This window comes from Vagococcus proximus (assembly GCF_029143285.1).
In the GTDB taxonomy this organism is placed as follows: domain Bacteria; phylum Bacillota; class Bacilli; order Lactobacillales; family Vagococcaceae; genus Vagococcus_D; species Vagococcus_D proximus.
In genome coordinates this window covers 27,488-47,616 of record NZ_JAPDSH010000009.1, presented here as the reverse complement: position 1 = coordinate 47,616, position 20,129 = coordinate 27,488, and the positions used below count along the sequence as shown (strand labels likewise).

The 20,129-nt window shown below is 34.8% G+C and carries 22 protein-coding genes; 16 read left to right on the top strand and 6 right to left on the bottom strand.

All coding sequences use genetic code 11. The annotated features are described in order from the left end of the window. The first annotated feature begins 21 nt into the window (after window positions 1–21). Window positions 22–2,370 carry a glycoside hydrolase family 3 C-terminal domain-containing protein gene (locus OL233_RS10455; protein WP_275472252.1) on the top strand — a complete coding sequence of 783 codons (2,349 nt, stop codon included), beginning with the start codon at window positions 22–24 and terminating at the stop codon, window positions 2,368–2,370. A 46-nt stretch (window positions 2,371–2,416) separates the two neighbouring features. On the opposite strand, the gene OL233_RS10450 is transcribed toward OL233_RS10455, so the two are convergent. Then, window positions 2,417–2,611, bottom strand: a complete 195-nt coding sequence (locus tag OL233_RS10450; RefSeq protein ID WP_275472251.1) for a serine hydrolase — start codon at window positions 2,609–2,611, stop codon at window positions 2,417–2,419. A 41-nt stretch (window positions 2,612–2,652) separates the two neighbouring features. Between OL233_RS10450 and OL233_RS10445 the strand changes: the two genes are divergently transcribed. From OL233_RS10445 to OL233_RS10425, 5 genes are all read left to right on the top strand, one after another. After that, window positions 2,653–2,928 (top strand): hypothetical protein, encoded by a 276-nt coding sequence (locus tag OL233_RS10445; protein ID WP_275472250.1) that lies wholly within the window; start codon window positions 2,653–2,655, stop codon window positions 2,926–2,928. 48 nt (window positions 2,929–2,976) lie between these two features. Next, window positions 2,977–4,692: an ABC transporter ATP-binding protein gene (locus OL233_RS10440; RefSeq protein ID WP_275472249.1), complete on the top strand. Its 1,716-nt coding sequence runs from the start codon at window positions 2,977–2,979 to the stop codon at window positions 4,690–4,692. Window positions 4,693–4,705: 13 nt separating this feature from the next. Further along, window positions 4,706–5,374, top strand: coding sequence for a response regulator transcription factor (locus tag OL233_RS10435; protein ID WP_275472248.1), 669 nt, complete (start codon window positions 4,706–4,708; stop codon window positions 5,372–5,374). Between the two features lies 1 nt (window position 5,375). Beyond that, window positions 5,376–6,395 carry a sensor histidine kinase gene (locus tag OL233_RS10430; protein WP_275472247.1) on the top strand — a complete coding sequence of 340 codons (1,020 nt, stop codon included), beginning with the start codon at window positions 5,376–5,378 and terminating at the stop codon, window positions 6,393–6,395. 207 nt (window positions 6,396–6,602) lie between these two features. After that, window positions 6,603–7,076: a helix-turn-helix domain-containing protein gene (locus OL233_RS10425; RefSeq protein WP_275472246.1), complete on the top strand. Its 474-nt coding sequence runs from the start codon at window positions 6,603–6,605 to the stop codon at window positions 7,074–7,076. A 24-nt stretch (window positions 7,077–7,100) separates the two neighbouring features. On the opposite strand, the gene OL233_RS10420 is transcribed toward OL233_RS10425, so the two are convergent. Beyond that, window positions 7,101–7,727, bottom strand: coding sequence for a VanZ family protein (locus OL233_RS10420; protein WP_275472245.1), 627 nt, complete (start codon window positions 7,725–7,727; stop codon window positions 7,101–7,103). A gap of 40 nt (window positions 7,728–7,767) precedes the next feature. After that, the gene (locus OL233_RS10415; protein ID WP_302470598.1) at window positions 7,768–8,385 is read right to left on the bottom strand and encodes a CatB-related O-acetyltransferase; all 618 of its coding nucleotides are present in this window, start codon (window positions 8,383–8,385) and stop codon (window positions 7,768–7,770) included. Window positions 8,386–8,582: 197 nt separating this feature from the next. Here OL233_RS10415 and OL233_RS10410 point away from each other — a divergent pair, with 197 nt between their 5' ends. Both OL233_RS10410 and OL233_RS10405 read left to right on the top strand, forming a co-directional pair. Next, window positions 8,583–9,194 (top strand): PepSY domain-containing protein, encoded by a 612-nt coding sequence (locus OL233_RS10410; protein WP_275472244.1) that lies wholly within the window; start codon window positions 8,583–8,585, stop codon window positions 9,192–9,194. Window positions 9,195–9,291: 97 nt separating this feature from the next. Continuing rightward, window positions 9,292–9,492, top strand: a complete 201-nt coding sequence (locus OL233_RS10405) for a hypothetical protein (RefSeq protein ID WP_275472243.1) — start codon at window positions 9,292–9,294, stop codon at window positions 9,490–9,492. A gap of 197 nt (window positions 9,493–9,689) precedes the next feature. Here OL233_RS10405 and OL233_RS10400 read toward each other — a convergent pair whose 3' ends face one another. After that, window positions 9,690–11,108 (bottom strand): multicopper oxidase family protein, encoded by a 1,419-nt coding sequence (locus OL233_RS10400; RefSeq protein ID WP_275472242.1) that lies wholly within the window; start codon window positions 11,106–11,108, stop codon window positions 9,690–9,692. Window positions 11,109–11,327: 219 nt separating this feature from the next. Here OL233_RS10400 and OL233_RS10395 point away from each other — a divergent pair, with 219 nt between their 5' ends. Next, window positions 11,328–11,834, top strand: a complete 507-nt coding sequence (locus OL233_RS10395) for a ClbS/DfsB family four-helix bundle protein (RefSeq protein ID WP_275472241.1) — start codon at window positions 11,328–11,330, stop codon at window positions 11,832–11,834. 28 nt (window positions 11,835–11,862) lie between these two features. On the opposite strand, the gene OL233_RS10390 is transcribed toward OL233_RS10395, so the two are convergent. After that, a complete protein-coding gene (locus OL233_RS10390; RefSeq protein ID WP_275472240.1) occupies window positions 11,863–12,738 on the bottom strand; it encodes a MurR/RpiR family transcriptional regulator in 876 nt (291 codons plus the stop codon). A gap of 239 nt (window positions 12,739–12,977) precedes the next feature. Between OL233_RS10390 and OL233_RS10385 the strand changes: the two genes are divergently transcribed. The 6 genes from OL233_RS10385 to OL233_RS10360 all read left to right on the top strand — a co-directional run bounded on the left by OL233_RS10385 (window position 12,978) and on the right by OL233_RS10360 (window position 18,895). Next, window positions 12,978–14,258 carry a PTS sugar transporter subunit IIC gene (locus tag OL233_RS10385; RefSeq protein ID WP_275472239.1) on the top strand — a complete coding sequence of 427 codons (1,281 nt, stop codon included), beginning with the start codon at window positions 12,978–12,980 and terminating at the stop codon, window positions 14,256–14,258. Between the two features lie 144 nt (window positions 14,259–14,402). Continuing rightward, entirely contained in the window at window positions 14,403–15,791 is a 1,389-nt protein-coding gene (locus tag OL233_RS10380; RefSeq protein WP_275472238.1) for a 6-phospho-beta-glucosidase, read from the top strand. A 151-nt stretch (window positions 15,792–15,942) separates the two neighbouring features. After that, entirely contained in the window at window positions 15,943–16,542 is a 600-nt protein-coding gene (locus OL233_RS10375; RefSeq protein WP_275472237.1) for a hypothetical protein, read from the top strand. Beyond that, window positions 16,463–17,428 carry an aminoglycoside 6-adenylyltransferase gene (locus OL233_RS10370; protein ID WP_367618501.1) on the top strand — a complete coding sequence of 322 codons (966 nt, stop codon included), beginning with the start codon at window positions 16,463–16,465 and terminating at the stop codon, window positions 17,426–17,428. The genes OL233_RS10375 and OL233_RS10370 overlap by 80 nt, the downstream gene beginning before the upstream one ends. Before the next feature lie 195 nt (window positions 17,429–17,623). Further along, on the top strand, window positions 17,624–18,271 hold the full coding sequence (locus OL233_RS10365) for a FusB/FusC family EF-G-binding protein (RefSeq protein WP_275472235.1): 648 nt from the start codon (window positions 17,624–17,626) through the stop codon (window positions 18,269–18,271). Window positions 18,272–18,382: 111 nt separating this feature from the next. Beyond that, entirely contained in the window at window positions 18,383–18,895 is a 513-nt protein-coding gene (locus tag OL233_RS10360) for a P-loop NTPase family protein (protein WP_275472234.1), read from the top strand. 24 nt (window positions 18,896–18,919) lie between these two features. Here the strand turns inward: OL233_RS10360 and OL233_RS10355 are convergent, their stop codons facing one another. Further along, on the bottom strand, window positions 18,920–19,453 hold the full coding sequence (locus OL233_RS10355; RefSeq protein WP_275472233.1) for a dihydrofolate reductase family protein: 534 nt from the start codon (window positions 19,451–19,453) through the stop codon (window positions 18,920–18,922). A 106-nt stretch (window positions 19,454–19,559) separates the two neighbouring features. Here OL233_RS10355 and OL233_RS10350 point away from each other — a divergent pair, with 106 nt between their 5' ends. Then, on the top strand, window positions 19,560–20,081 hold the full coding sequence (locus OL233_RS10350; RefSeq protein WP_275472232.1) for a TetR/AcrR family transcriptional regulator: 522 nt from the start codon (window positions 19,560–19,562) through the stop codon (window positions 20,079–20,081). Window positions 20,082–20,129 lie beyond the last annotated feature (48 nt).

Below are 20,129 nucleotides of genomic sequence, written 5' to 3'. Positions count from 1 at the left end.
GATGAAAGAGGTGGCTTTAAAATGGCGTATGAAGAATTAATAAAAGAAATGACATTAGGAGAAAAAGTATCCTTAATGTCTGGAGAAAATTTTTGGAATACCAAGTCGGTTGAACGACTGGGTATTCCGAGTATTATGTTGACAGACGGGCCACATGGTATTAGAAAGCAAGGTGGTAAAGCCGATCATTTAGGTTTAAATAAAAGTCTACCGGCAACGTGTTTTCCAACGGCTGCCACATTAGCAAATAGTTGGGATAGACAATTAGTTTTTGAAGTAGGAGAACATCTAGGAAAAGAAGCAGCTAGTCAAGATGTTAATGTTCTTTTAGGACCAGGGTTAAATATTAAACGTAATCCGTTGTGTGGCCGAAATTTTGAATATTTTTCAGAAGATCCTTATTTAACAGGGGAGTTAGCTAGCGAGATTGTTAAAGGAATTCAATCTAAAGGTGTGGCAGCTTGTCCGAAACATTATGCTGTTAATAGCCAAGAACATATGAGAATGTCTATTGACGAGGTAGTTGATAAGAGAAGTTTACATGAAATTTATCTTGAAGGATTCAGAAAAGTGGTAAAACAAAGTGCGCCTCAAACAATTATGACCTCTTATAATCGCGTTAATGGCATCTATGCTAATGAAAATCCCTATCTTATGATGGATGTTTTGAGAAAAATGTGGGGATTTGATGGTGTGGTTGTAACGGATTGGGGTGGAAATAATGATCGTGTTGCAGCATTAAAAGAAGGTAATCAATTAGAAATGCCAGCTACAAATGGCATTACGGATGCGGAAATTAGAAAAGCTGTTGAATCAGGTGCCTTATCTGAAGAGGTATTAGATAAAGCAGTAGAAGAAATGTTAACCCTTATTTATGCCACAGAAGAATCTAAAAAAAATAAGCAAACTGTCCACTATGATTTACATCATGAAATGGCGATTAAGGCAGCAGTAGAGTCGATTGTCTTATTAAAAAATAACGAGCAATCCTTGCCGTTAAATAAAACAGAAAAAATTGCGATTATAGGAGATTTTGCTGATAATCCACGCTATCAAGGTGCAGGCAGTTCGTTAATCAATCCTACTCAAATAAGTAGTCCCTTGGAAAGTTTGAAAAAAAGTGATCTAACATTAGTAGGGTATGCTAAAGGTTTTGAAAGAACGGGTAAACGTAAAGGAAAACTTATTAAACAAGCCTTAAAATTGGCTAAAGAAGCTGAGAAAGTAGTCTTATTCCTTGGATTAGATGAAATTGCAGAAGCGGAAGGTGTAGACCGTAGTAGTTTATCATTACATGACGATCAGTTAGAATTGGTTGATGAGCTTTCAAAAATAACGCCTAATATTGTCGTTGTTCTAGCAGGTGGTGGTCCAATTGAATTACCATTTGAAAATAAAGTAAAAGCGATCATGCATACCTATTTAGCAGGGCAAGGTAGCGGGAAAGCGATTTCGCGTTTATTAAGCGGAGAGGAAAATCCAAGCGGGAAGTTAAATGAAACCTTCCCACTTGTTTATTCGGATGTTTCTTCAGTTAACTATTTCCCTGGAAAAGAATTAACTTCTGAACACAGAGAAGGTCTTTTCATTGGATATCGTTATTATGATATAGTTGGTAAAGAAGTAAGGTATCCTTTTGGTCATGGACTATCGTATACAACTTTTGAGTACAGTGACTTAACTATCGTAGAGGATGCGGTTACGGTTAAACTAACAAATACAGGAAATCAAGCAGGCTCTGAAATTGTGCAACTTTATATTGAAAAAGAGGATTCGAAAATAGTCAGAGCCAAACGTGAATTAAAAGAATTTGCTAAAGTAAGACTTGAGCCTGATGAAACTAAAGAACTTAGTTTTACTATTGAAGATGAGTTTTTCCATGTTTTTGACGATGAGACAGAGACATGGTGTATTGAACCTGGAAAATATGATATTCAGATAGGAGCATCAATTGCCGATATTAGGCTAAGAGCTTCTTTTGAAAAAGAAGGAACACTAACTGAAGGTCATACCTTAATTACTAAGAAAGAAAATTTACCTCATTATAGTAAAGGGCAAGTTGAAAGTATTTCTGATAGTGAGTTTGAATCACTGTTAGGGCATCCTATTCCAACCGCTACATGGGATAGAAAATCGGCTCTAACTATGGACGATACAATCGCTCAAAGTAAGTATAAAAATTGGGTTGGAAAATCATTGTATGGTTTATTAATTGGGAGTAGTAATTTCTTAAAGTTAATTGGAAAACCTTTAGTAGCAAACAATGTTTACTTCGTTTTAAATATGCCATTCAAGAAAATCAATACCTTCACAGGTGGCAAGTTTAGTGATAAGAAAACCAAAACATTATTAAAATGGATTAACCGTTAAAAAATAAAAAAACTCTTTCGCTAAAAAAGCGAAAGAGTTTTTTTGTTTATTTTAAGATGTCATAAATTTCTTTACTCAAAATTGAAATTTGTTCGTAAGTAATATAATTTTGTGTCATAACTGCTAAGATGTAAGATTCCTTAGCATAAATAATAGCAATATCATGTCTATAATCATCTAGGTCACCAATTTTATGACCAACTTTTACAGGTAAGTATTTTGGTATACGTTGATGTTTCAATATTCTGGGATGTTACAGTAGCGGACTCTTTATTTTCTTCAATGTCCTCAGAACTATGTGATTCTTCAGAAATAGGTTGTTCTGTTGAAGTACCAGTGGTTCTAGTTTCTTTAGGGGTATTGTCAATGGATACAGCTAAAAACAATGAAGGTGATACAAATAAAGATAATGCTGTTAATAATGTTATTGCTTTCTTCATTATACTTCCCTCCAATAATTTAAAATACTCTTCTATTATCGCACCAAAGAATGTTATTAATGAGACTTTATTTATTATATTCTATAGTAAAAAGGAAATAGTGTTAACATTTTATTAACATTACGTTGTTATTCTAATAGTGTCAAAAAGAAATGAGGGAATTAAAATGGAAAAAACAAAACAAAAAAATAAATTGTTTGAAATGGCACAGCCGAATAAGAAACTAATGGGTGTTGCGATTCTGTTAAGTGGGATGAGTGCTATCTTTGGTCTGATCATTCCGTTGGTCATTCAGAAGGTGATAGATGGTTCAGGAAGCAGACCTAGTTTTGCGATGGGGGCGACAGCTGTTGCTATGTTCTTACTTGAAATAGCAGTAAGTGCCTTATCCTACTACATGTTGACTTGGATTGGACTTAAGATGGTGAAGGGATTGCGTGAGCGGATGGTCAAAAAAACCACAGCTTTTGAATTATCTTATTTTCAAATTGAAAAACCTGGAGAATTAGTCAGTCGAACGATTAATGACACCAATCTAATTAAGGAGTTTGTTGGTGAAAAAATTCCGCAGTTAATTTCAGGTGTTGTGACATTAGTCTTTACTGTCATTATTTTATTTTATATGGACTGGAAGATGAGTGTTTTAATCGTAGTATCCATGCCACTATGTGCGTTGTTCATGTTACCTTTAGGGAAAAAATTATTCGCAATTTCAAAGAAAACACAAGATAAAATTGCAGGCTTTACAGCTGACTTCACACAAGTCCTTTCGGCAGCAGAGTTAGTAAAAGCATCAAACGGTGAAGCAACAATGGTAAAACAAATGGAAGACGAAATCGACTCGTTATTTGAGTATGGGAAAGAAGAAGGTAAAGTTAATTCAATCCTACAACCGTTGATGATGTTTGTGGTAATGGGGCTCATTATGTTTATCGTGGCTTATGGTGGTTACCGAGTATCTCAAGGGACACTATTGCCTGGTAAATTTATAGCCTTTATGATTTATATTTTCCAAATCATAGGACCAGTTGTATCGTTCAGTACCATCTTTTCTGGGTACCAAAAAGTAAAAGGGGCAACAGAGCGTATTCAGGAGTTAGATCAAGTGGTGACAGAAGATTTAGAAAAGGGTAAGACGGTTGAAGTTGAAGGGAAAGATATTGCGTTTAATAACGTTACCTTTGCTTATAATGCCGAAAAAACAATTTTAAAAAATATCTCATTTAAAGCAAAACAAAATCAGACGATTGCCTTTGTTGGTCCAAGTGGGAGTGGAAAGAGTACCACGTTTAATTTAATTGAACGTTTTTATCGTCCGACTTCAGGTGAGATTTTGATTGGTGGCGACGATGTTGAGAATTATTCGCTACAATCTTGGCGTGAACAAATTGGCTATGTGCCTCAAGCGAGTACCTTGTTATCAGGAACTATTCGTGATAATTTAACATTCGGTTTAAATAGAGAGGTGACAGATAAAGAGCTTGATGATGTGATGAAGCAAGCTTGTGGATCAGAAATTGTCAACCGATTGCCAAAAGGGTATGATAGTGAAGTCGGAGAAAGAGGAAGTTTATTATCTGGTGGAGAACGTCAACGTGTGGCGATTGCGAGAGCATTCTTGCGACAACCTAAGATTTTATTACTAGATGAAGCCACAGCCAGTTTAGATAGTCGTTCTGAAAAAGTAGTACAACAAGCATTAGAAAACCTAATGGAAAATCGAACAACCTTTGTGATTGCCCATCGTTTATCAACCGTAGTAGATGCGGATAAGATTTTATTTATCGAGCAAGGTGAAGTGACGGGAGAAGGCACACATCAAGAGTTATTACAAACGCATGATTTGTACCGTGAGTTCTGTAGCCAACAATTAACAGATTAAAGGAGAAGAAACAATGCCAACTATTTTAGTTATGGATGATGATAGACGAATTAATGAATTTATTACGATAGCACTTGAACAAGAAGGCTTTCGAGTGTTATCTGCATTGGACGGTGAGCAAGGTTTAATGCTTATCGAAAAAGAATCTGTTGATTTGGTTGTACTAGATATTATGATGCCTAAAATAGATGGTTGGGAAGTAGCACGTTATTTGCAACAATTGGAACTCGATATGCCAGTGTTGATGTTAAGTGCTAAAGGTCAATTAGAAGATAAACTACAAGGCTTTAAACTAGGTATAGCAGACTATTTACAAAAACCATTTTTAATTGAGGAGCTTGTAGCAAGAATTCATGCAATTTTATCTCGTTATCAAAAAGCTATGAGCCACCAGCAGAAGATAGGGGATACGACTTTAGATAATGACTCGTCTCAAATTATAGTGGGCAACCAACGTTACAGTTTACCCAAAAAAGAGCTGAGTTTAATCCAATATTTATGGCAACATATTGGGCAAGTATTGAGTAGAGAGCAGTTGCTTAATCGTGTTTGGGGATTGGATTTTGAAGGGGATGGCCGTACGCTTGATGTCCATATCAAACGCCTTAGAGATAAGCTAGAATTAAGTGACTTGCAGATTATTTCGGTTAGAGGCATAGGCTATAAGTTGGAGGAAAAATAGGATGAAAAAAATTAGAAAGACGATAGAGTTTCTTCTGGTTTTAGTAGGTATTGTTTTACTATTTCTATTAGTTGTTTATGTGATTAATTTGCTTCCTTTTAAATTAGAATGGTGGGGTATTTCTGTCCTATCAATTTTAGTATGGTTAGGACTTATCATGGGGATAGGGTTACTATTTTCAGGACCAGAACGATTTTTCTTTAATAGTTTAACGAAAAGTTTATTTGAAATGGGGCGAGGCAATTTTAATATTGACTTGTCTTCAGAAAAGAAAAAGATGGCACGTTATGGAGAATGGGTAGAATTTCTCGATCAAATTGAAGAAACAAGTGACAATTTAGCAGAGATGGAAAAGTTAAAACAAAGCTTTATCTCAAATGTCTCTCATGAAATCAGAAGTCCTTTGACCTCTATTTCTGGATTTGCCCAGTTGGCTCAGAGAGAAGAAAATCCCGAAAGAAGGGCTTATTATTTAGAGACCATTCGCAGTGAATGCATGAGATTATCAAATTTAAGTGATAGTTTGTTGAAGTTGACCGAATTAGAAGGAACCGCAGTCTTGTCTAAAAGTGATATTGATTTAGATGATTTATTGGAGAAAGTTAAATTAGGTTTTTCTGTTCAGTTATCAGAAAAAAAGATCAATTTGAAGCTAACCACAGAGCCAATCAGCTATAAAGGTGATCCTATCTTATTTTATCAAATTTGGCAGAACCTACTTGGAAATGCGATTAAGTTTTCAGCACCAGATTCAGAAATAAAATTGAGTCTGACAGGAAAGGCTGATAGCTGGAAAATTATACTAGAGGACTATGGTCAAGGAATACCCACTGAGAAATTACCGTATATATTTGAACGTTTTTATAAAGTTGATGATGCGCGTAATTCTGATACCGAGGGAAGTGGTTTAGGTCTATCTATAGTAAAAGAAATTGTCACGCTTCATGATAATTTAGAATTAGATGTTAAAAGTGAAGAAACTAAAGGAACTGTATTTACCTTAAGTTATCCTAATTGTTAGGGGAAAGACTACTTACAATCGTAAGTGGTCTTTTTATTTAAGTAAAAATAATACCTACTTTTAAAAGAATTGATTATACTAGTGATAGCTAGAAATGGCTCTATTATCATGATGCTAGTCTTACTAGCGTGCTAAAAAGGTCGAGCTAGTGAGACTATCTTGTTAAGTTTAGTAAAGACATGTATAACTGAATGAGGAGGGACTAATATGGAATTTTCGAATCAAATAAAAAAATTAAGAGCAACACATACTTTGACACAAGAACAATTAGGTAAGAAGCTAAATGTTTCTCGCCAAACGATTTCAAGTTGGGAGACGGGGAGAAATTTACCAGATTTAGAGATGGTCGTGACGTTAGCCAAATTGTTTGGACTTTCTTTAGATACTCTAATCTTAGGAGATGATACAATGGAAAATAAATTAATTAAGGATAGTGATTTAGTTCGACGTTCTAAATACAATATGATAAGTATTACGTTGGTCGTAATTGGTTTAATGTGTTTACTTTTAAAGTCATTTACTGAAACAACGGTATTAGAGAGTGGGGTATTGCATGAACCTTACTTTTTCCTGCTACCTATTGGATTTTTATTACTTTTTAGTGGGATTATTTTGGGTTTATTACGCTTAATTTTCTTCGGTATAAAGAAGTTGAAAAACAATAAAAAAACCACTGATTAAACAAATCAGTGGTTTTTTAAGTTATTAATTCCAAATTAAAAAAACATTTAAAAAGGCAACACCCACAATAAGTGGTGGCAAAAATCCTGTAGGGTCTATATTTAAGGTAGGAGCAGAACTTCTTTTGATCATTTTATTTATGATACTAAAGATGAGGTAGCCTAGTAATGTCCCAAAAGTATTGGTCAGTAAATCATTAATATCTGTTGCTCTGTACAGTGTGAAAAGTTGACTGATTTCAATAGATAATGAGAACAATAACCCAAGTAGGACTGTTTTATACCATGTTGAGTAGGTAGGGCTAATCATTGGAACTAAGAAACCAAATGGCATAAAGGCAATCACATTTAGAATAAAACTAAAACTAAAGCCATCTGCTAAAGGTACCAGCTCAAGATTAGGGTTGAGGAGTGGTTGCCCTAAAGCAGTAAGGCGTGACAGCTCCATTACGGTCGGAATACCAAAGACATTGGTTAAAGAAAGTACAAGATAGCAGTAAAATAATAAGCTACTTATAATAGTTCGGACTTTATGTGTGAGTGTTCTGTTTCTCAGAAGAAAACCAAGAGAAATACTAACAATAACTAAGCCGATAATTGAAGTAGGGTGAATCATTAGTAAATCAGAAAATGATAGGTAAAACGGTAGCATTTGAGACTCTCCTTTTAGTACTTAAAATAACACCTTAGTATTAAGCGTTGTTTAGACTATCTTTTAATTCTTTTAGTTGAGTAAGTGTGACGGTTTCAAGGGTAAGTGTTGAGATATGTTCAGTAATCCATTCAATATCTTGATCCCACCATGAAAGTTGTTCCAGGGTATCGATTATTTCTTTACTAAAACGCTGTTTGATTGGTTTAGCTGGATTTCCGCCAACAATAGTATAAGGAGGGACATCACGTGTAATAACACTATTAGCTCCGATAATGGCACCATTGCCAATAGTGATACCAGGTAAGACTGTGACATTTTGACCAAACCAAACATCATGACCAACAAGGGTATCGCCTTTTAAAGGAAGGTCACTAATAGCAGGCGTCGCTTTCTCCCAACCGTTTCCCATAATATTGAATGGATAAGTTGTAGCTCCTGACATGACATGATTTGACCCGTTCATGATAAATTCAATCCCAGAGGCAATGGCACAAAATTTACCAATAATGAGTTTGTCACCAATAAAATCATAATGATGGGTGACACGGTCTTCAAATGTCAGACCTGTATTGCCTAAATCAAAATAAGTATAGTCGCCAACTTCAATAGTTGATCGGGTAATAGCATTTTTTAAGAAAATCAAGTCCTTAATCATCGGATTCGGATTAAGTTGATTTGGGTTTGGATAATGGATTATTAATAACACTCCTTTGTTAAAATTATTGCTTTAGTATAACACAGCTAAAGCTCTAACAGACCTAAACTCATTTTTTCTTAAGATATCAGACCTTGGTACGAGGTGTTATTTTTTTTATACGGTATACTAGTAGTATCATTGGAGGAGGGGCTAGTATGAAGAAGAATATAGTAATAGTTAGTGTTTTTGGTATGATGGGACTGTCCTTTTTAACAGGATGCGAAAATAAAGAAGTTAAGACTCAAGTTAAAGAAGACATAACAGAAAAAAAATTAGATGTTGAAAATTTAGTAAAACCAGATCCAAATCCTGAAGGCGTAAAAATAGAAGTTACACTAGCAGATGCGATAACGCGTTATCACGAATTAACAAAAGATGCGAATGTTACTGAAGTTGAATTGGAAAAGGAAAGTGGAAACTGGGTTTATAAAGTTGAGGGTAAAGATGACACTAATGACTATAAAGTAGTGTACGATGCTGTGACTAAGGAAGTATTGGATAAAGAAATAGAGCCTTTAGATAGAGAGGAACAAGATGAATCTGTTCTTGAGGCGCAAGCAATTGAAACAGCTAAATTAGCTGAAATTAATGATATTTTAAAAGTGGCAGAAGAAAAAGTCAAAGGCAGCCACTTGGATGAAATGTCTTTAGAGAAAAATTTAGGAATAACGTATTGGGAAGTAACAGTTAGAGCGGATAACAAAAAGATTAAATTAAAAATAGATGCCTTCACAAAAGAATTATTAGAGATAAAATTTGATGATTAATTCATAAAAAATTAATAAATAAAGTGAGGTCAAAATAAGAAGGACTTGTTATACTTTATTTAATGGTATTTAATTGAAAGAAATGGAGAGTATTCTTGTGAAGATAAAACAAGTTATTTTAGGCATTACTCTAGTGGTTGTTATCGGATTGTCCGGTTTATTGGTTTACTTATCGCAGCTCTCAACACCCACGTCTGTAGAAAAACAAACTAAGGCGACGGAAACAGAAGAATTTGAAAGTAAAATTTATGACAAAAATGGGAAGTTAGTCTATTCTAGTGAGGAGACTAATAAATAAAAATGAGATTTATTTGACCCGTTAATGGAAAATATGACTAATGGTTTTATCTATAAGGATAATAAAATCTTTTGAGTGGTATAAACAAGTAATTTCTTCAAATGGAGAACGATTAGATTAAAAATGTAGTTAGAATATTTAACATAGTAAAAAAACGCAATCCACTTAGGATTGCGTTTTTTCTCTTATCTTGACGTTTAAGCCACATTAATAGTCGTCATCATCCCACCATCTTCATGGTCTAGGATATGGCAATGAAGCATCCATTCACCCACTCGGTCAAATTGAATAAGAATATCAGTATAACCGTTTGGTGAAACATCGATAGTATCTTTCCAAATAGCATCGGTTAGAGGAACGCCATCTTCAGAAAGAACTTTAAAATGTGCCCCGTGAATATGCATAGGATGGTTACTCATATGATTGTTGTTTTTAAAGCGAATGACATAAGGTTTATCTTTTTTAAGATCAAATGATTCGGTATCAGGGAAGACTTCCCTATTGATTGTCCATTCGTGTCCGTTTGAGCTCATTTGACTATCCATTTCAACAAAAATATCTGGCTTTGTTAAATCTTTATCACCTGTCTTTATTTCTTTAGGAGTAGTAGTAGATTTGGTGAAAGTAGGGACGTTTTTTTGTTTAGCATCATAGCGATAGTTGATAGGGATACTGAATCCTTGGTCACGGTCATTTTTTATCTCTAATGTTTTATCTTGCTTTCCTGATAAAATCATTTCTACATCATAACGTTCCCCAGGTGCTAAGGTTATCTCTTTTGTATAGACTGGTTTTTCCAAAGGCATACCATCAGTATGGGTGATAAGAACTTCTTCTGGGAAGTAAAGAGTGGTACTTTTAGCGGTAGCTGCTTGAACAAGTCTAAGTTTGGTTTTATCTCCATTGGTTACAGTAATAGGTTCGATATCTTGTCCCGTCAACCCATTAACTGTGTCCACATCTCCTTCAACTTGCATATGGCCTTCTTCATTATTAACAACCCAATCATCTAAAACGAGCAGTTGATCATTGGTATAGGTTTTATCCGTATCATCTAAAATAACAAGGGGGCCATACATGCCGTTGTCAACTTGATCGCGAACGGGACGATTGTGAGAATGATACCAGTAAGTTCCAGTGTAATCAGGGGTGAAGTTATATGTGAACGTACCACCATTTTTTTTAATTAAAAGACCAGGTCCATCTTGATCATTCGGTAGAGCTAAACCGTGCCAATGAATGTTAGTATCAGCAGAGGTATTGTTGGTTACATTAATTGTAGCTTGTTGCCCTTTGTTTAAAATTAAGGGCATACCAGCATAATAGGGTGTGTTATTTTTATCAGTATATACCCAACGTTTAAAGGTTTTTCCATCAAGTTCGTAATCGATTTCATTTATAACTAAATCAATTTTTTTAATGGGGTCATTACTTACTAATGAAGGGTAGTCTAGTGAATACAGACCTGGTGTTATTTTATTTTCACTGCCTTTATTAGTTTTGTTTACTGTTGACTGTGTCTCAGGCTTACTATTTTCCGGTAAGGATTCTTTTTTCGTACATCCAGCCCCAACCAAAAGTAAGGTTAGAAGTGGTACTATTTTTTTGATTATCATGAGTAAATCCTCCTAAGTGTTATGTTATAGGGTGAGTATAATATAATAATACGTTGAGAGATAGGAATTTTCTTTGAAGAAAGTGAGAGTAAAAAGTCATTGATAGATGATAATGGGTTAACTGTCTCATAATAGACAGTAATACCAGTTTTTAATGGTTTAATCTTTAAAAGTACCTTATAATTTCTTATATAAACAAAACTAAAAGGAGGCTATACTGTGGCGAGACCGACAACAAAAGAAAGTTTAGTGACCTTATCATCAGAAAATTATAGTAAGTTAATGGAACTTATTGAGTCGATGACAGAGGAAGAACAAGAAGCAGTCTTTCCCTTTGAAGACCGAGACCGCACAATTAGAGATGTACTTTGTCATTTACATGACTGGCATAAGTTATTTTTAACTTGGTATGAGATCGGTATGTCCGGAGAAAAGCCAGTTATGCCCAAAGAAGGGTATACATGGAAGACCACACCGGATTTGAATCAGCATTTTTGGGAAGAGTGTCAAAATATAAGTCTGTCGGAAAGTAAACAATTAGTTTTAGACACACATCAAAAAGTCATGGCTATTATTTCGGCGCATACAAACGAAGAGCTATTCACTAAGAAATATTATAAGTGGACTAACACAACATCATTAGGGGCATATTTAGTATCCGCAACTTCTAGCCACTATGACTGGGCAGTGAAAAAGATAAAAAAATACAAGAAGCTAATTCAATAAAAATAGAGCCGTATAGGCTCTATTTTTTTTAATCTTCTTTTAGTGTTTCGAGTTGTGAACATCGCGGATCATTTATTTTAGAGATGGCAATCGTATGATCCAGATTTTTCTGGTAGTTTAATGAGAAGATACATGAATACAGGGTATCTAGTAAGAAATAGATAGAATAATGGCTACTAAATCCACCAATCTTGGAATAGAGTTTTTCTCGAGTTGATATTTTTAGAGAACAATCAGCATTAGCTGCAATGGTATTTTCTCCCATATTAGTTAGAGCGAGTATTTTCACTTTATTTTTTTTGAGAATAGGCAGTAAATGTGTGATAGATTGGGTTTCGCCACTATATGAAATTAGTAATGCTAGAACCGAATGATCAGAATTTGTCGCTTCAAAAACTTGTTCCCCATCTAAACTGATGATAGAGACATTTTTATTGATACGCTTCATTTTATGACAAAAATCTTGAGCGAGATACACATTGATATTGCTTGTAAATATTTTTATAGTAGGGGCTTCCTCCATTAGGCGAATGGCTTTGGCCAAGTCGTCGTGGTGAAGTAAATCAAGACTATCCGTGATGGTTTCTTGAAGAAGTGTTCCAAGTTTATTGGCAATAGTTGTGAAGGAATCTTTTTCTGTAAAAGGAAAATTGGCATCGATTTCCTGAAAATGAGTATCTAAGTAATTGATTTCAGCTAGGAACGCTTTTTTAAAATCGGTCCACCCACAAAAATCCATCTTGTTTGAGATGCGAATAAGAATTGAAGGACTGGTATAGGTCTCTTCTGCAATCATTTTAATGGTTTGGTTGGCGATGAGAGAGCGCTTGTCTAGTAAGTGGTCAACTACAACTTGTTCAGTAGGTGAAAATAGAGTTTTCTTTAATTTTTCAGTTAATAGCATAAGATAAGCTCCTTCACGTTTAGTATAGCGTTTACATTGATTGTATCGTAATTAATAAGAAATGTCTCTTTTAAATAAGTGATCATCTGTAAAATTCATTTTGTTGTTTTCTAATACAATATTTAACAATATGTAAATCATTTTTTTTAATCACTGTTTCGAATTGTATGATAAGACCTAATAATTTATCCTTGGTATGTAAACGTTTACAACGACTAGATAAGAGGAGTGTTCAATCGATGGATAAATTTCTAGAAGCAGTAGAAAATAAACTTGCACCGTTAGCTCAAAAATTAGATCGAAACAGATATTTAACGGCGATTAAAGATGGTTTCTTTGTGGTCATGCCGCTACTTATTATTGGATCAGTCTTTTTATTAATCACCCAGTTACCGTTTCAACCTTATCTTGATTTTATGGAAAGTATCTTTGGTAAAGAATGGACCAGTTACTTTTTAACGGTCAATACGATGACCATGAATATAATGACGTTGTTTGTCATTTTAGGAATATCAAGAAGTTTAGCTAAGGAATATAAAATAGATATTGTAGGTAGTCAAGCAGTATCGCTATTAGCTTTCTTTATTTTGACACCTGTTATGAAAGATACTGCAGGTGCAGAAGGATTACCGATTGCTAATTTCGGAGCAGCAGGATTATTTATTGGTATGATAGTGACGGTTTTATCAGTAGAACTATTCAGATTGGTTATTAAACGTGGGTGGGTCATCAAGATGCCAGAGTCAGTCCCACCAAATGTGGCGAACTCATTTTCTGCATTAATTCCAGGGTTCATAGTGGTTGTTATTGTCAATTTAATTCGCATCGGGTTCTTATTAACGCCATTTGAAACCGCACATAATTTTGTATTTGAAATTTTACAAAAACCACTATTATCATTAGGTAGTTCATTACCTGCACTTATTGTTTTAATATTATTCGAAGCGACATTATGGGCATTTGGGATTCATGGTTCAAACATTATGTTAGCAGTTATGACACCTATTTGGACAGCGTTAGCAGTAGAGAATGCAGAAGCATTTGCTAGAGGAGATGTCCTTCCGAATATTGTTAACATGCAATTCTATAGTAATTATATAAAGTTAGGTGGGGCTAGTGGAACGATTGGTTTGGCAATTGCGTGTATGTTTTTTGCAAAATCAAGTCAGTTTAAAGTATTGGGTAAATTATCATTTGGACCTGCTATTTTTAACATTAACGAGCCTTTGATCTTTGGCATGCCGATCGTATTGAATCCGATTATGTTAATTCCGTTTGTTCTTTGTCCTCTTGTATTAGGAATCTTAACGTATGCTGTCATGGCACTGGGGATTGTACCGTTAACCAATGGCCTACAGTTACCTTGGACCATGCCTCCTATTTTCTCGGGTTTTATTTTATCAGGTTGGCGGGGAGCTGTTTTCCAAGTTGTTGAAATTTTTATTAGTTTCTTTATTTTCTTTCCGTTCTTCAAAGTGGAAGATCAGAAAGCTTTGAAAGTAGAAAAAGGAGTAATGTAGTAAGGGATTGGAACTAAATTTACAAAATGTTTACTAGATTATCGCTAATTTGTAAATATAAGTTTCATTTTTTTAAAACTAACGATTAAATAAAAGAAAAGGCTTACACTTAACTTATAACAAAACTACTAAGGAGTGACGACAATGACAGAGAAAAAAGGCATTAAGATTGCAACAATTGGTGGAGGATCTAGTTACACACCAGAATTGATGGAAGGCTTTATTAAACGTTACGATGAGTTACCAATCCGAGAAATTTGGTTAGTAGATATTGAAGCAGGTAAAGAAAAATTAGAAATCGTTGGCGCAATGGCAAAACGTATGTGGGAAGCATCGCCTTACGATGTTGAGATTCATTTAACATTAGATAGAGAAGAAGCACTAAAAGATGCGGACTTTGTAACGACTCAATTCCGCGTGGGCTTATTAGACGCTCGTATTAAAGATGAACGTATTCCGGGCTACTACGGCATGATTGGTCAAGAAACAAACGGAGCAGGAGGGATGTTTAAAGCCTTTAGAACAATTCCTGTTATCTTAGACATCGTTGAAGATATGAAGCGTTTATGTCCAGATGCGTGGTTAATCAACTTTACAAATCCAGCGGGTATGGTGACGGAAGCGATTGTACGTTATGGTAAATGGGATAAAGTCATGGGGTTATGTAATGTTCCTGTAGGGGCTATGATGATGGAGCCCAAAATGTTAGATACAACATTAGATCAATTGGTTTACAAATTTGCGGGACTTAATCACTTCCACTGGCATCGTGTAACAAATTCAGACGGTGAAGATGTGACGCTTAAAATTATTGATAAAATGTACAGTGAAGATGCAGGACTTCCAGCTAATATCTTTGATGTTGCTTTCTTTAGAGAACAATTAGAGCAAATGAAAGCTATTCCGTGTGGTTACCACCGTTACTACTATAGAGAGGAAGAGATGCTTGCTCATTCTCTAGAAGAGTACAAAACAGTAGGGACACGTGCGCAACAAGTAAAAGAAACAGAAGCCGAATTATTCGAGCTTTATAAAGATCCAAACTTAGACCATAAACCAGAACAATTAGCTAAACGTGGCGGAGCACATTATTCAGATGCCGCTTGTGAAACGATTGCCTCAATTTACGGTAATAAAAAAACACATATCGTTGTCTCAACTAAAAATAATGGAGCAGTTCCTGACCTACCAGCGGATTGCGTGGTTGAAGTATCAGCTTTTGTTGGAGCAGAAGGGGCATTACCAATCGCTTTCGGCTCATTACAACCAGCAGAAAAAGGTTGGTTACAAGTAATGAAAAATATGGAATTAACAACAATTGAAGCAGCGATTACAGGAGATTACGGCTTAGCATTACAAGCCTTTACGATTAATCCTTTAGTAACAGCAGGCGAAACGGCTAAACGCATTCTAGATGAATTATTAATCGCACATAAAGAATTTTTACCAAACTTTGCAGAAACAATTGCACGTCTTGAAAAAGAAGGTGTGACAGTTAAAGATCCAGTTGTCAGCGAGATGCTATCTAAATAAAAAATGTAAAGCCACGGTCTAGGTCGTGGCTTTACATTTTTTATTTCTTCAATATTGAAAGAGTTCTATTTAAAATTATTTTTATCTATTATTTTATTGACTAGTGATATGAGGTAAGATAAGTATATCAAATGATTTGGGAGAACTAAAAATGAGATTGTTTAATCGTTTTAAAAAAATAGATAGTACTAAACAAGAGAGTGATATCAGAAGTGATGATTTTAATAAAGAATTTAATGACTTGTTAAATTCTGTTGGAGAAGAATCTATTTCTCCGAATTTTGAATGTATTCTCAAGGAAAAAGATGTGATTACACTTTTTGATGAGATGTTTGTTAATGTTCTTTTTAATAGTTTAGAACATTATCATCAAAGTAAAAAAGTATATACTCAAAGTGAACAGATTATGTTTAGTCTTGTTGTCTATCAAGCTATTATTTGTACAGATGGTCATATAGGCTTTTTAACCCAAGATGCTAGAATTATTACCCGAGATGTTTTGATTGGTTTAGAAGAATTAAGAATGTATGATATTTTAAATAACTTTAAAGCATTATTAGTACAATTAGAGCCAATTGATTTAGAAAATTGTTCAGAGAATTCCATTGAAGCTAAGTTAGATCTCTTATGTGAAACAGAGGATATATTTGAGCAGTACGATCAAGTTGTGTATGCTAGTGAGCTGGATCATCTTGTTATTGAGTATGTTAATAGTAAGAGAGAGAGATTTCCGAATATTACTAAAAAATAAACTAGTAAATGTTAGGAGTGGGGAGACTCATATGAGAACAGATAAAGAGATGCTTGAGCAAATTATGACGTTTGCTAAAAATGAAGAGAGGGTGCGTGCGGTAACACTAGATGGGTCACGTGTTAATCCATCGGCCACTCGAGATAAGTACAGTGACTTTGATTGTGTTTTTTACGTAAGAGATATACAGTCTTTCATCAAAGAAGAGGGTTGGTTAGACGTATTTGGTGAGCGGTTACTGATGCAAAAGCCTATGGATTGGTTTTCTGAGCCTTATGATTTTGCTGGGATTGAGAGATTTGCCTACCTGATTCAATTTAAAGATGGCCATCGTCTTGATTTGACACTATGTGATATCCGAAAATTACCAGAAGAGACTAATCGAGAACCAAGGCAAATTTTATTAAATAAAGACAATTACTCAGAACTTATTCCTATAGAAACAGAAGATTCTTTTTATATAACCGTACCAACTGAAAAAGAATTTTTAGATACGGTTAATGAATTTAGATGGTTGTGCCTTTCGATTAGTAAAGGAGTTTGCCGTAAGGAATTAATGTATGCTAAGCATAATTATGATCAGTTTGTCGTGCCTATGGTAATTCAGATGGTGAATTGGAAGATTGGATTAGCCAATGATTTTAAAGTATCAACAGGAGCGTTTGGTAAATATATTGGTAGATACCTTTCAGAAGAGGAAATGGCTCGTTTTCAAGGGATTTTTCCAAGTGGAGAGTTTAAGGATATTTCAAAAAAATTAATACTAATGTTTGATTATTTTGGCGAATTAGAAGATAGTGTGGCAGAGAAATTGGACTTTAGAGTAGATAGGGAAGAACGTCAGAAGGTGAAAACTTTTATATTAGATAGATTTTCTTCGCAATAAACTGTTATTCTAAATTCGGTGTGTGTGGTATACTATTGTCATTATTTAAAGGTGGTGATCACAGATGCCAATTAAAACGCATCGCTCTGTACAGTCATCCATAATTGGGAATGATTAGTACAGTAAGTTTAAACTAAGCAACTTTATTAGTCAGGACCGATTTTAGCTGTGTTAACACTAAAGGAGGAAACAGAGATGACTAAATTTATTAAACCTTATCAATACAATATTATAGAAGAGCAAGCCATAACCATTACAACAAGCCAGCGTTCGGTAAACGATAAACAAACGGTGGCAACTTTAAAAGCGTTAGCTATAGAGAAAATCATGGCAGAGTTTCCAGATGCAACAACTGAACAAAAAGAATTGCTGATGGAACCGTTAAACTTAGGAAAAACCCAACGAGAATTAGAGCGGTACCTTATGAAAGTAAAAACGTATGTTATCCCATTTAAAGTTCCCAGCGACAAAGGGTTACAAAAAGTGTTTGCTAAGACAAAAAAGTTAAGTATTCCTAAATGGGAAGAAGTAGACTTAGCTCATCAGACTTTTTACGGATGGAACGACAGCGGAAAACAGCGAAAATACCTGATTAGTTATCAGGATAATAAGTTAGTTGGACTTGAAGGGACGCTATCTCCTGATATTAAAAAAGGGATTTGTGCGATTTGTCATGGTACATCGGGTGTCAGTTTGTTTATGGCAAAAGGAAAAGTCTCAAAAGAAGGCAATTATTTAACTAAAGGGAACTACATTTGTCATAATAGTGAAACTTGTAATCGTCAATTACAATCACTAAATGAATTAAATCGCTTTTTAAAAATCGTAACACCAAAAAAATAAACTAATGAGGGTGCTGTCTAGGCATCCTTTTTAGTTTATAAAACAAATTGTTGGAATGAGTTGCTCGTGCTATAATGAAAAACTAATTCAAAAAAGGGAGCGTGAAACCGAATGAAAGTATCAATTATGGGCTATAGTGGCAGCGGTAAGTCTACTCTGGCTAAAGAAGTTGCGAAGACTTATAAATGTGGGGCACTGCATCTAGACACTGTCCAGTTTTTAGAAAATTGGGAAGTCAGACCACTAGAAGAGTCACAAAAGATAGTGGCTGAATTTTTAGAACAGGACTCATGGGTAATCGATGGTAATTATAGTAACTTTTATTTGGTCAAACGTTTAGAGGATTCAGAGCGAATTGTATTACTTCTTTTTTCGAGATGGGCCAGTCTTCGCCGTGCGACAGCACGTTATCTTAAATACCGTGGGAAAACAAGACCGGATATGGCTGAAGGGTGTGAAGAAAAACTAGATGCTGAGTTTATTTGGTGGCTATTGTACCGAGGGAGAGACAAGAAACGCCGACAGTTTTTTAAAGATATTCGAGAAAACTATTCTGATAAAGTGGTAATCATAAAAAATCAACGACAATTAGATATGTTTTATAGAGAACTTGAGTCAAAATAAAAAGAGCGAATTTAATCGCTCTTTTTATTTTTGGCGTTGATAGTGGGTATGAATCATCCCATTAATAGCACAATGTGATAGTAGTGCCAGTGGTAATTTTTGGGATTTAGGTGAAAAGAGTGGAATACCATTACCTAATAAATAAGGGGTAATGCTAATATAATAGTCGTCGATTAGATTCGCTTCAATCAGCGGGTTAATGATACTTGCTCCTCCCACTAACCAAATATCTTTCCCATCTGTCTGTTTAAGTTGAGAAAGAAGTGTTACGACATCTTCATTAAGGACGGTCACATTTTCTTTTAGTGGTAGATCTGATTGGCTACTTAGGACGTAAGAAGTCATATCTTTATACGGATAATCATTGGGAGATAGGTCATTAATAATTTGTAGGTAGGTTGTACTTCCAAGTATAACCGTATCAATGGTTTTGATAAATGTCTCATACGTATGATCCTCTTCTGTTTGGGAAATACTTTCTAAGAAGTTAATCTGTCCCTTTTTATCTGCAATATAGCCGTCTAAGCTGATAGCGATAAATAATTTAATGGCTTTCATGCTAAGTGAGCTCCTTTCTATTTTGTTCTACAATCAGTATAATAAATTAAACAAAAAATAACATCCGACAGCTTTGATAGAGTGTCGGGAAAAGAGGGGATAGCGTTTGAAGGATGCAATTTGGCAAGCGATGTACGAAGAATGTGTCGTAGAAAAAAAGACATACAGTAAGCTTTCGGTACGAGGAATATGTCAAAAAGTTGGCATTCATCATACCAGTTTTTACTATCACTTTGAAGATAAAGAAGCGGTTTTTAAATATGGTATAGGTCTTTTAATGTTAGATTATTTAAAAATACCTGTTTTAGAACGTTATCAAAGACCGTTTAGTAGTGCAGGTCATTTTTTTGATACCTCACCTTTACAAGACTTGATCCTCTCACAAAACTATGATTTAGAAGGCAGCCATCTTATAACAAAATGGACGAAAGCGATCATGGTAGAAGAAGCTATGTGTTATTTACAGTTGTGTTCAAGTTACGTGGAGCCTAAACAGTTAACAGCGAGACAACTCGTTGAGACTATCTTCACAGTAAGTCAGTGGTCAGTAGAGGAAGGCATATCATCTTCTACGAAAAAATTGGATGAGTTATACATACAGTATACCCAGAACTTAACAGAGAGCTAAAAGCAAAGCGAGTAATCGCTTTGCTTTTTTTATTGACACGACCAGATA

Coding starts and splice junctions, on each gene's coding strand:
- OL233_RS10455 (WP_275472252.1), top strand. CDS start 22: ATGGCGTATGAAGAATTAATAAAAGAAATGACATTAGGAGAAAAAGTA.
- OL233_RS10445 (WP_275472250.1), top strand. CDS start 2,653: ATGTCCTCAGAACTATGTGATTCTTCAGAAATAGGTTGTTCTGTTGAA.
- OL233_RS10440 (WP_275472249.1), top strand. CDS start 2,977: ATGGAAAAAACAAAACAAAAAAATAAATTGTTTGAAATGGCACAGCCG.
- OL233_RS10435 (WP_275472248.1), top strand. CDS start 4,706: ATGCCAACTATTTTAGTTATGGATGATGATAGACGAATTAATGAATTT.
- OL233_RS10430 (WP_275472247.1), top strand. CDS start 5,376: ATGAAAAAAATTAGAAAGACGATAGAGTTTCTTCTGGTTTTAGTAGGT.
- OL233_RS10425 (WP_275472246.1), top strand. CDS start 6,603: ATGGAATTTTCGAATCAAATAAAAAAATTAAGAGCAACACATACTTTG.
- OL233_RS10420 (WP_275472245.1), bottom strand. CDS start 7,727: ATGCTACCGTTTTACCTATCATTTTCTGATTTACTAATGATTCACCCT.
- OL233_RS10415 (WP_302470598.1), bottom strand. CDS start 8,385: ATGATTAAGGACTTGATTTTCTTAAAAAATGCTATTACCCGATCAACT.
- OL233_RS10410 (WP_275472244.1), top strand. CDS start 8,583: ATGAAGAAGAATATAGTAATAGTTAGTGTTTTTGGTATGATGGGACTG.
- OL233_RS10400 (WP_275472242.1), bottom strand. CDS start 11,108: ATGATAATCAAAAAAATAGTACCACTTCTAACCTTACTTTTGGTTGGG.
- OL233_RS10390 (WP_275472240.1), bottom strand. CDS start 12,738: ATGCTATTAACTGAAAAATTAAAGAAAACTCTATTTTCACCTACTGAA.
- OL233_RS10385 (WP_275472239.1), top strand. CDS start 12,978: ATGGATAAATTTCTAGAAGCAGTAGAAAATAAACTTGCACCGTTAGCT.
- OL233_RS10380 (WP_275472238.1), top strand. CDS start 14,403: ATGACAGAGAAAAAAGGCATTAAGATTGCAACAATTGGTGGAGGATCT.
- OL233_RS10375 (WP_275472237.1), top strand. CDS start 15,943: ATGAGATTGTTTAATCGTTTTAAAAAAATAGATAGTACTAAACAAGAG.
- OL233_RS10370 (WP_367618501.1), top strand. CDS start 16,463: ATGCTAGTGAGCTGGATCATCTTGTTATTGAGTATGTTAATAGTAAGA.
- OL233_RS10365 (WP_275472235.1), top strand. CDS start 17,624: ATGACTAAATTTATTAAACCTTATCAATACAATATTATAGAAGAGCAA.
- OL233_RS10360 (WP_275472234.1), top strand. CDS start 18,383: ATGAAAGTATCAATTATGGGCTATAGTGGCAGCGGTAAGTCTACTCTG.
- OL233_RS10355 (WP_275472233.1), bottom strand. CDS start 19,453: ATGAAAGCCATTAAATTATTTATCGCTATCAGCTTAGACGGCTATATT.